At 68.8% G+C, this 2132-nt stretch carries 2 protein-coding genes; one reads left to right on the top strand and one right to left on the bottom strand.

Going from position 1 to position 2132, the window contains the following annotated elements:
• Positions 1-33 precede the first annotated feature (33 nt).
• Positions 34-1536, top strand: a complete 1503-nt coding sequence (locus tag CCN33_RS26120; protein WP_086695920.1) for an LVIVD repeat-containing protein — start codon at positions 34-36, stop codon at positions 1534-1536.
• A gap of 76 nt (positions 1537-1612) precedes the next feature.
• Here CCN33_RS26120 and CCN33_RS26115 read toward each other — a convergent pair whose 3' ends face one another.
• On the bottom strand, positions 1613-1975 hold the full coding sequence (locus CCN33_RS26115; RefSeq protein WP_167387951.1) for a DUF5335 family protein: 363 nt from the start codon (positions 1973-1975) through the stop codon (positions 1613-1615).
• Between the last annotated feature and the right edge of the window lie 157 nt (positions 1976-2132).

Genomic DNA, 2132 nt, shown 5'->3' with positions numbered 1-2132 from the left:
CGCGCCCCCACGTCCGGCACCAGGGAGGAAGCAGTGACCCTGTACCAAGATCCCCGAACCCGTCGCAGACGCCTGGGAGTTGCCGCCGCCGCGGCAGGTCTCCTGGCCGCGCTGCTCACCACCGCACCGGCTTCCGCCACCCCCGACCCCGGTGACAGCCCCGCCGCCGGACAGCGCGTCTCCCAGAGCGAGGCCGCCGAGGTGCGCGGCGCGATCGCGGACGGCGAGATACCGGGGCAGGACGAGATCGTCCACTCCGCCAACATCGAGCACCTCACCAACGTCCCCAAGGACGCCCTCCCCGGTTACAACACCGACCTCGCCTTCCAGGGCCGGTACGCCTACGCCGGCAACTACGACGGCTTCCGCATCTTCGACATCAGCGACCCCAAGGCGCCGAGGACGGTCGCCCAGGTGCTGTGCCCCGGCTCGCAGAACGACGTCTCCGTGAGCGGAAACCTGCTGTTCCTCTCCACCGACTCCTCGCGCAGCGACAACTCCTGCGCGAGCACCACCCAGCCCGCGACCGAGAAGTCGTCGTGGGAGGGCATGAAGATCTTCGACATCAGCGACAAGGCGAACCCGAAGTACGTCGCCGCCGTCGAGACCGCCTGCGGCTCGCACACCCACACGCTGGTGCCCGAGCGGAGAGACGTCTACATCTACGTCTCCTCGTACTCACCCAGCGCCACCTTCCCCGACTGCCAGCCGCCGCACGACGGCATCTCGGTCATCAAGGTGCCGCGCAAGGCGCCCGAGAAGGCGGCCGTGGTCGGCTTTCCCGTGCTCTTCCCGGGTGAGGGTCCTGACGGCGGCGGCAACCCGGGTGCGCCCACCAACCCCGGCGTCTCCAAGACCACCGGCTGCCACGACCTGACCGTCCTGCCCTCCAAGGACCTCGCGGCGGGCGCCTGCATGGGCGACGGCATCCTGTTCTCCATCAAGGACCCCGAGCACCCGAAGGTCATCGACCGGGTCCAGGACAACGTCAACTTCGCGTTCTGGCACTCGGCGACGTTCAACCAGCGCGCGGACAAGGTCGTCTTCACCGACGAGCTGGGCGGCGGCGGGGCGGCCACCTGCAACGCGGCCATCGGCCCCAACCGCGGTGCCGACGGCATCTACGACATCACCGGCCGCGGCGACCACCGCAAGCTGGTCTTCCGCAACTACTACAAGATCCCCCGCTACCAGGCCGACACCGAGAACTGCGTCGCCCACAACGGCTCCCTCATCCCCGTCAAGGGCCGCGACCTCATGGTCCAGGCGTGGTACCAGGGCGGCATCTCCGTCTGGGACTTCACCGACTCCGCCCACCCGCACGAGATCGCCTACTTCGAGCGCGGCCCGCTGACCACGGACACCCTCCAAGTGGCCGGCTCGTGGTCCGCGTACTACTACAACGGCTACATCTACTCCAATGACATCAGGAAGGGCTTCGACGTCCTGAAACTGAACGACCACCGCACGGACCCGGCCCGCCGGGTGCACCTGCCCGAACTGAACGTGCAGACGCAGCCGGACTACTTCGACTGAGCGGACCTGCTGGGTACCGGCGGCTTCCCTTGCGCGGGGGAGCCGCCGGTGCGTGTCCGTTCGCCGGCGGTGTCGCTCAGGACTCCGTGCCGGACTCCTGGGGGAAGAAGGTGATCAGCGTGGCGGTGCCGTCCTTGTCGACTGCCCGAACCGCCGGCTCGGGCACGTCCTGCGTGGCGACGTCGATCTCCGTGGGGTGCCACACCAGGTGCCGCAGGACGACGGGGTAGCGCGGCGACCGTCCGCCGACGGAAACGGCCACCACGTCGTCCTTCGGGTCGTAGGAGATGGTGGTGAAGGGCAGCCGGTTGGCTTCGTACTGATGACCGACCTCGGGGTCCAGTACCTCGATGGTGACGAACTCCCCCTCGTGCTCGTCGGTCAACTGATTGAGGGCGGTCTCCCAGGTGCTGCGGTCGAGCGTTTCGGTGCCGGCCATCGTCGTTCCTCCTCCGGTGGCGATCTGCTCTCCCGACGAAGGTAGCCGCGGCCCCGAGCGCCTGCCTCGGCCTGGCAGGTCGAGCCGTGTGGCGCGGGTGGACCTGCGTTGTCGAAGGCCCCCGGCAGGGTTCGCACCTGCGACACCCGCTTCAGGA

Origin of the sequence: Streptomyces recifensis (assembly GCF_002154615.1) — a bacterium.
GTDB lineage: Bacteria > Actinomycetota > Actinomycetes > Streptomycetales > Streptomycetaceae > Streptomyces > Streptomyces griseoluteus.
This window is presented reverse-complemented; position numbering and strand designations above follow the sequence as displayed.

What these genes read in the sequence shown, in the direction of transcription:
- CCN33_RS26115 (WP_167387951.1), bottom strand. Translation starts at nt 1,975, where the DNA reads ATGGCCGGCACCGAAACGCTCGACCGCAGCACCTGGGAGACCGCCCTC.